4 protein-coding genes are annotated in these 8,647 nt (G+C 71.3%); 1 reads left to right on the top strand and 3 read right to left on the bottom strand.

The features are described 5' to 3' along the window. Positions 1-93: 93 nt before the first annotated feature. The 3 genes from ACFV0Q_RS33800 to ACFV0Q_RS33790 all read right to left on the bottom strand — a co-directional run bounded on the left by ACFV0Q_RS33800 (position 94) and on the right by ACFV0Q_RS33790 (position 7,246). Entirely contained in the window at positions 94-1,554 is a 1,461-nt protein-coding gene (locus tag ACFV0Q_RS33800) for a glutamate synthase subunit beta (protein ID WP_385010673.1), read from the bottom strand. After that, positions 1,547-6,118 carry a glutamate synthase large subunit gene (gene gltB / locus ACFV0Q_RS33795; RefSeq protein WP_385010675.1) on the bottom strand — a complete coding sequence of 1,524 codons (4,572 nt, stop codon included), beginning with the start codon at positions 6,116-6,118 and terminating at the stop codon, positions 1,547-1,549. Before gltB ends, ACFV0Q_RS33800 begins: the two co-directional genes overlap by 8 nt. 396 nt (positions 6,119-6,514) lie before the next feature. Further along, on the bottom strand, positions 6,515-7,246 hold the full coding sequence (locus ACFV0Q_RS33790; RefSeq protein WP_385010671.1) for a VIT1/CCC1 transporter family protein: 732 nt from the start codon (positions 7,244-7,246) through the stop codon (positions 6,515-6,517). 269 nt (positions 7,247-7,515) lie between these two features. On the opposite strand from ACFV0Q_RS33790, the gene ACFV0Q_RS33785 reads away from it, so the two are divergent. Continuing rightward, entirely contained in the window at positions 7,516-8,502 is a 987-nt protein-coding gene (locus tag ACFV0Q_RS33785; protein ID WP_385010669.1) for an ADP-ribosylglycohydrolase family protein, read from the top strand. Positions 8,503-8,647: the final 145 nt, after the last annotated feature.

Raw genomic sequence — 8,647 nt, 5'->3', positions numbered from 1 at the left:
GTTCCGTACTTCGTTGTACGGACCGTATGAGGGGTCCCGCCCCGGAGGGCGGGGGTACTGCGGGTGCCCCTCCCCGGGGAGGGGCGGCGGGGCCTACACCAGCAGGGAGCGGTCCGTCGGCTTGACCGGGTACGGGAGGGCGCTGGTGCCGGTCAGGAAGCGGTCCACGCCGCGGGCGGCCGAGCGGCCTTCCGCGATGGCCCACACGATCAGCGACTGGCCGCGGCCCGCGTCGCCGGCGACGAAGACGCCGTCGACGTTGGTCGCGTAGGAGGCATCGCGGTCGATGTTGCCGCGCGCGTCCAGCTCCAGCCCGAACTGGTCTACCAGGCCGTTGGCCTGGTCGGTGCCCGTGAAGCCCATCGCCAGGGTCACCAGCTGCGCGGGGAGGACGCGCTCGGTGCCGGCCTTCTGGACGAGCTTGCCGTCCTCGAAGGCGACCTCGATGAGGTGCAGGGACTGGACGTTGCCGTCCTCGTCGCCCTCGAAGTGGGTGGTGGAGACGGAGTAGATCCGCTCGCCGCCCTCCTCGTGCGCCGAGGTGACCTTGTACAGCATGGGGAACGTCGGCCAGGGCTGGCCCGAGGGCCGCTCCTCGGACGGCTTCGGCATGATCTCCAGCTGGGTGACCGAGAGGGCCCCCTGGCGGTGGGCGGTGCCCACGCAGTCCGCGCCGGTGTCGCCGCCGCCGATGACGACCACGTGCTTGCCCTCGGCCGTGATCGGCGGGGCCAGGAAGTCGCCCTCCTGGACCTTGTTCGCCAGCGGCAGGTACTCCATCGCGAAGTGGATGCCGTTCAGCTCACGGCCCGGGACCGGCAGGTCGCGGGAGACCGTGGCGCCGGCCGCGATGACGACCGCGTCGAACCGCTTGCGCAGGTCGGTGGCCGTGATGTCGCGGCCGACCTCGATGCCGGTACGGAACTTGGTGCCCTCCGCGCGCATCTGCTCGATGCGCCGGTTGATGTGCACCTTCTCCATCTTGAACTCGGGGATGCCGTACCGCAGCAGCCCGCCGACGCGGTCGGCGCGCTCGTACACCACCACGGTGTGCCCGGCCCGGGTCAGCTGCTGCGCCGCGGCGAGACCCGCCGGACCGGAGCCGATGACCGCGGCCGTCTTGCCGGAGAGGCGCTCCGGCGGCTGCGGGGTGACGTCGCCGTTGTCCCAGGCCTTGTCGATGATCGAGACTTCGACGTTCTTGATGGTGACGGCCGGCTGGTTGATGCCGAGCACGCAGGCCGACTCGCACGGCGCCGGGCACAGCCGCCCGGTGAACTCCGGGAAGTTGTTCGTCGCGTGCAGCCGCTCCGACGCCGCCGACCAGTCCTCGCGGTACGCGAAGTCGTTCCACTCGGGGATGAGGTTGCCGAGCGGGCAGCCGTTGTGGCAGAACGGGATGCCGCAGTCCATGCAGCGGCCGGCCTGCTTGCTGATGATCGGGAGCAGCGAGCCCGGGACGTAGACCTCGTTCCAGTCCTTCAGCCGGTCGGCCACGGGACGGGAGCAGGCGGTCTCGCGCGGGGTGGTGAGGAAGCCCTTCGGGTCAGCCATGGGTCGCCGCCTCCATCATCTTCTCGGTGGTCTCGGACTCCGAGAGTCCGGCCAGCTCGGCGGCGTCCTTGGCGGCGAGCACTGCCTTGTACGTGGTCGGGATGATCTTGCTGAAGCGGTCCACCGCGGCGGACCAGTCGGCCAGGAGCTTCGCGGCCACGGTCGAGCCGGTCTCCTCCTCGTGGCGGCGCACCACATCGTGCAGCCACTGCTTGTCCGTGTCGGACAGCTCGGTCTCGACGGCACCGACGTTGCCGACGTTGACGTTGGCCGGGTCGAGGTCGATGACGTACGCGACGCCGCCCGACATGCCGGCCGCGAAGTTGCGGCCCGTCTCGCCGATGACGACGGCGTGTCCGCCGGTCATGTACTCGCAGCCGTGGTCGCCCACGCCCTCCGAGACGACCAGGGCGCCGGAGTTGCGGACGCAGAAGCGTTCGCCGGTGCGGCCGCGCAGGAACATCTCGCCGCCGGTGGCTCCGTAGCCGATGGTGTTGCCGGCGATGGTGGAGTACTCGGCGAGGTGGTCGGCGCCGCGGTCCGGGCGGACCACGACGCGGCCGCCGGAGAGGCCCTTGCCGACGTAGTCGTTGGCGTCGCCCTCCAGCCGCAGCGTCACACCGCGCGGCAGGAAGGCGCCGAAGGACTGGCCGGCGGAGCCCGTGAAGGTCAGGTCGATGGTGTTGTCGGGCAGGCCCGCGCCACCGAACTTCTTCGTGACCTCGTGGCCGAGCATGGTGCCGACGGTCCGGTTGATGTTGCGGATCGCGACCTGGGCGCGGACCGGCTGGGCGGCTTCGGCCGTGTCGGCGTTCAGCGCGTCGGCGGCGAGCTTGATCAGCTCGTTGTCGAGGGCCTTCTCCAGACCGTGGTCCTGCTCGATCAGGGCGTGGCGGACCGCGCCCTCGGGCAGCTCGGGCACGTAGAAGAGGGGCTCCAGGTCGAGGCCCTGCGCCTTCCAGTGCGTGACGGCCTTGCTGGTGTCGAGGAGCTCGGCGTGGCCGACGGCCTCCTCGATGGTGCGGAAGCCCAGCTCGGCGAGGAGCTCGCGCACCTCCTCCGCGATGAACTCGAAGAAGTTGACGACGAACTCGGGCTTGCCGGAGAAGCGGTCGCGCAGGACCGGGTTCTGGGTGGCGATGCCGACCGGGCAGGTGTCCAGGTGGCAGACGCGCATCATGACGCAGCCGGAGACGACGAGCGGCGCGGTCGCGAAACCGAACTCCTCGGCGCCGAGCAGCGCGGCGATGACCACGTCGCGGCCGGTCTTGAGCTGGCCGTCGGTCTGGACGACGATGCGGTCGCGCAGCCCGTTGAGCAGCAGGGTCTGCTGGGTCTCGGCGAGGCCGAGCTCCCAGGGACCGCCCGCGTGCTTCAGCGAGGTCAGCGGGGAGGCACCCGTTCCGCCGTCGTGGCCGGAGATGAGGACGACGTCCGCGTGGGCCTTGGAGACACCCGCCGCGACCGTTCCGACGCCGACCTCGGACACGAGCTTCACGTGGATGCGCGCGGCCGGGTTGGCGTTCTTGAGGTCGTGGATCAGCTGGGCCAGGTCCTCGATGGAGTAGATGTCGTGGTGCGGCGGCGGGGAGATCAGGCCGACGCCCGGGGTGGAGTGCCGGGTCTTGGCGACCCACGGGTAGACCTTGTGGCCGGGCAGCTGGCCGCCCTCGCCGGGCTTGGCACCCTGCGCCATCTTGATCTGGATGTCGTCCGCGTTGACCAGGTACTCGGAGGTCACGCCGAAGCGGCCGGAGGCGACCTGCTTGATCGACGAACGCCGCGCCGGGTCGTACAGGCGGTCCGGGTCCTCGCCGCCCTCACCGGTGTTGGACTTGGCGCCCAGCTGGTTCATGGCGATGGCGAGGGTCTCGTGCGCCTCCTTGGAGATGGAGCCGTACGACATGGCGCCGGTGGAGAAGCGCTTGACGATGTCGGCGACCGACTCGACCTCGTCGATGGAGATCGACGGCCGGTCCTCGCTCTTGAACCCGAACAGGCCGCGCAGCGTCATCAGGCGCTCGGACTGCTCGTTCACCCGCTCCGTGTACTTCTTGAAGATGTCGTAGCGGCGGTTGCGGGTGGCGTGCTGGAGGCGGAAGACCGTCTCCGGGTCGAACAGGTGCGGCTCGCCCTCGCGGCGCCACTGGTACTCGCCGCCGATCTCCAGCGCGCGGTGCGTGGCCGCGATGCCGGAGGCCGGGTACGCCTTGGTGTGGCGGGCGGCCACTTCCTTGGCGATGACGTCCAGGCCGGCGCCGCCGATCTTGGTGGCGGTGCCGCTGAAGTACGTACCGACGAACTCCTCGTCGAGGCCGACGGCCTCGAACACCTGGGCGCCGCGGTAGGAGGCGACCGTGGAGATGCCCATCTTGGACATGACCTTCAGGACGCCCTTGCCGAGCGCGTAGATCAGGTTCTTGATGGCCCGCTCCGGCTCCAGGCCGGACAGGAAGGTACCGGCGCGCAGCAGGTCCTCGACGGACTCCATCGCCAGGTACGGGTTGACAGCGGCCGCGCCGTAGCCGATGAGCAGCGCGACGTGGTGGACCTCGCGGACGTCGCCGGCCTCGACCAGCAGACCCACCTGGGTGCGCTGCTTGGTGGCGATGAGGTGGTGGTGCACGACGGAGGTGAGCAGCAGCGACGGGATCGGCGCGTGCTCGGCGTCCGAGTGGCGGTCCGACAGGACGATCAGGCGGGCGCCGGCCTCGATGGCGGCGTCGGCCTCGGCACGGATCTCCTCGATCCGCGCGGCCAGCGCCTCGCCGCCGCCCGAGACCCGGTACAGGCCCGAGAGGGTGGCGGCCTTCATGCCCGGCATGTCGCCGTCGGCGTTGATGTGTATCAGCTTGGCGAGCTCGTCGTTGTCGATCACCGGGAACGGCAGGGTGACGCTGCGGCACGACGCGGAGGTCGGCTCCAGCAGGTTGCCCTGGGGGCCCAGCGAGGACAGCAGCGAGGTGACGAGCTCCTCGCGGATGGCGTCCAGCGGCGGGTTGGTGACCTGCGCGAACAGCTGGGTGAAGTAGTCGAAGAGCAGCCGGGGGCGCTCGGACAGGGCCGCGATCGGGGAGTCCGTGCCCATGGAGCCGAGCGGCTCGCCGCCCGTGCGGGCCATGGGCGCGAGGATGACGCGCAGCTCTTCCTCGGTGTAGCCGAAGGTCTGCTGGCGGCGGGTGACCGAGGCGTGGGTGTGCACGATGTGCTCGCGCTCGGGCAGGTCCGTCAGCTCGATCTCGCCGGTCTCCAGCCATTCGGCGTAGGGCGCGGCGGAGGCGAGCTCGTCCTTGATCTCGTCGTCCTCGATGATCCGCTTCTGGGCGGTGTCGACGAGGAACATCTTGCCGGGCTGGAGGCGGCCCTTGCGGACGACCTTGGCCGGGTCGATGTCGAGGACGCCGACCTCGGAGCCGAGGACGACGAGGCCGTCGTCGGTGACCCAGTAGCGGCCGGGGCGCAGACCGTTGCGGTCGAGGACCGCGCCGACCTGGGTGCCGTCGGTGAAGGTGACGCAGGCCGGGCCGTCCCAGGGCTCCATCATCGTGGAGTGGTACTGGTAGAACGCGCGGCGGGCCGGGTCCATGGAGGTGTGGTTCTCCCACGCCTCCGGGATCATCATCAGCACGCTGTGCGGCAGCGACCGGCCGCCGAGGTGGAGCAGCTCCAGGACCTCGTCGAAGGAGGCCGAGTCGGAGGCGTCCGGGGTGCAGATCGGGAAGATGCGGTCCAGTGCGCCCTCGCCGAAGGCGCCGGAGGCCAGGTGGGACTCGCGGGCCTTCATCCAGTTCCGGTTGCCCTTGACCGTGTTGATCTCGCCGTTGTGCGCGACGAAGCGGTACGGGTGGGCGAGCGGCCAGGACGGGAAGGTGTTCGTCGAGAACCGGGAGTGGACCAGGGCGAGCGTCGACGCGAAGCGGCGGTCGGAGAGGTCCGGGAAGAATGGCTCCAGCTGGCCGGTGGTCAGCATGCCCTTGTAGACGATGGTCCGTGCGGAGAGCGACGGGAAGTAGACCCCGGCCTCGCGCTCGGCGCGCTTGCGCAGCACGAAGGCCTTGCGGTCCAGCTCGATGCCGGTCGTCCCTCCCCCGGACTCCGTCCGGGAGGTGCCCCCACTCACGAACAGCTGCGAGAAGGCCGGCATGGTGGCGCGGGCGCCGTTGCCGAGCAGGTCGGGGGTGACGGGCACCTCGCGCCAGCCGAGGACCGTGAGGTCCTCCTGGGCGGCGATGGCCTCGATCTGCTCCACGGCGACGGCCTGTGCGGTGCCGTCGGCGGGGAGGAAGGCGATGCCGACGGCGTACGCGCCGGCCTCGGGAAGCTCGAATCCGGCGACCTCGCGCAGGAACGCGTCCGGGACCTGGGACAGGATTCCGGCGCCGTCGCCCGAGTCCGGCTCGGAGCCGGTGGCGCCACGGTGCTCGAGGTTCCGCAATACGGTCAGCGCCTGCTCGACCAGCGTGTGGCTGGCCTCGCCGCTGAGGTTGGCCACAAAGCCGACGCCGCAGGCGTCGTGCTCGTTGCGCGGGTCGTACATGCCCTGCTGGGCGGGGCGACCGTCCATGGGCGACCAGGCGGTGGTGCTGAGGCCGGTCGCGGAGTGCGTGGATGCGGAACGCATCGGCTCTCCCGTCGTCGTCGTGGCATATGTGCATAGCCGAGGGACGACGTTGGCCCTCTGCGAAATTTCGTGCAGGTTACATGATGACGGCAATCCCGAGAAGCGGATATCGCGTTCCAGCATGCGGACGTTGCACGAAGCAGGAAGAAAGGACCTTCGCGGAGCTACGGGGGTTTCTGCAAGGAATTCTGCGGACGCAACTCGGGGCGAAGGTCCCGGCGCGAGGCGGGCATCGTTGCCCGCGCGCCCTGGTCTGATGCCCCGCGGCAACGGAATCGAAACCGCCGGGTAACGGACTACTTATGTTGCGTACCGCATAGTGTCGCACTCCCGCGCCGGTTAGCCTACGACGCCACCGATCCAGGTTCCCAGGACGTACGTCACACCGGCGGCGGCGCCACCCAGGACCAGCTGGCGCGCACCGCTGTACCACCAGGACCGGGCCGTGACCCGCGCGACGACCGCGCCGCAGGCGAAGAGCCCGCCCAGCGCCAGCAGCACGGCCGGCCACAGGCTGGTCGCGCCGAGGAGGTAGGGCAGCAGCGGCAGCAGCGCGCCCAGGGCGAAGGATCCGAAGGACGAGACGGCCGCGACCAGCGGCGAGGGCAGGTCGTCGGGGTCTATGCCCAGCTCCTCGCGGGCGTGGATCTCCAGCGCCTGCTCCGGATCGCGGGACAGCTGCATGGCGACCTCGCGGGCGAGGGCGGGCTCGACCCCGCGCGAGACGTAGAGCTCGGCGAGCTCCTCCATCTCGTCGACCGGGTGCTTGCGCAGCTGCTGGCGCTCCACGTCCAGCTCGGCGAGGACCAGCTCGCGCTGGGAGGCGACGGAGGTGTACTCGCCGGCGGCCATCGAGAAGGCACCGGCCGCCAGGCCCGCCAGGCCGGTGATCACGATGGTCTGCGGGGCGACGGCGCCGCCGGCCACGCCGGTCATCAGCGCGAGGTTGGAGACGAGCCCGTCCATCGCGCCGAACACGGCGGGCCGCAGCCATCCGCCGTTGACGTCACGGTGGGTGTGGTTGTCACGGTGCGCGGTGTGCAGTGGCGCTTCGATGTCGATGATGGACATGCGGCGTATCTCCCCATTTCGTGCGAGTGGGTACGCGAAAGCACGCGCAGCCGTGCCCCGCCCGGAGCACTCCCCCTGAACACCTCGAAACTACGCACGATTTTTGCCGCCCGCCAGCAAGGAAGGCCGTACTTACCTGGGCTTTCGCGGGTCGGCGACCGGGTGACGGGGGCGTTCGGGGGGTGTTTCGCGACGAGCGACAAACCACATGCCGTGGCACAAATCCCCCAAGGGCTCATCATGAGTCCCATCAAGTGGAGAGGCGCGCCATGGAGCTGATCGCATCCAATCCGCAGGTCCTCCTCGAACGGGCCCGGGGCGCTCTTCTCGGCCTCGCGGTGGGCGACGCGCTGGGCGCCCCCGCGGAGAACATGAAGCCGTCGGAGATCCGGGCGAAGTGGGGCCGCATCGAGGGCTTCGTATCGGACGACCCGGCGGGCACGGACGACACGGAGTACGCCATCTTCTCGGGCCTGCTGCTGGCCCGGCACGGCTCGGCGCTCACCGTCGCGCACGTCGAACGGGCCTGGCACCACTGGATCGCGGACCTGGACGAGGGCCCCTTCCGCGGGGCGGGCTTCAGCGAGCGCGGCACGCTGGAGAACCTCCGGCGGGGGTTGGCGGCCCCCATCTCGGCGCAGCACCGGCACGCCTGGTCGGACGGTCTCGCGATGCGGGCGGCCCCGTTCGGGGTGTTCGCGGCGGGGCGCCCGGCGGAGGCGGCCCGGCTGGTCGCGATCGACGGCTCGGTCAGCCACGACGGGGAGGGCATCTACGGGGGCCAGGCGGTGGCGGCGGGGGTCGCGGCGGCGATGGCGGGCGGCTCCCCGGCCTCGGTGATCTCGGCGGCCCTGTCGGTGATCCCCTCCGACTCCTGGACGGCCCGCTCCCTGCGCCGGGCCGTCACCGCGGCCCCGCGCGGCGAACGGGCGGTGCGCTCGGCGGTGGTGATCGGCGGCTACCCGTGGACGGACCTCGCCCCCGAGGCGGTGGGCCTGGCCTTCGGGGCCTTCGCCGCCTGCGCGGGCGACTTCCCGTCCTCCGTCCTGACGGCCGTCAACATGGGCCGGGACGCCGACACCACCGCCGCGGTGGCGGGCGCCCTGTCCGGGGCCCTGTCGGGCGCCGCCTCGATCCCGGCCCCCTGGGCGTCGGCGATCGGCCCGGTCCGGGGCAGCTGCCTCCCCTCGATGCGGGGCTACCACGTCCTGGACATCGCGGACCTCCTCACCCCGGAAACCGAGCCCCCGCGATGACCCCGGCCCCCCCCACCGCCACCACCCCCCCCCCCCCGAGCCCCCCCCCCCCCCCCCCCCCCCCCCCCGACCCCCCGGCCCCCCCCCCCCAACCCAAAACCCCCCCCACCCCCGACTAGAGACCCCCCCCCCCCCCGGGGGGCGT

It is taken from the genome of Streptomyces sp. NPDC059564 (assembly GCF_042735575.1).
Classification (GTDB): domain Bacteria; phylum Actinomycetota; class Actinomycetes; order Streptomycetales; family Streptomycetaceae; genus Streptomyces.
The sequence above is the reverse complement of the archived record's forward strand: the minus strand, read 5'-3'. Positions and strand labels throughout refer to the sequence as shown.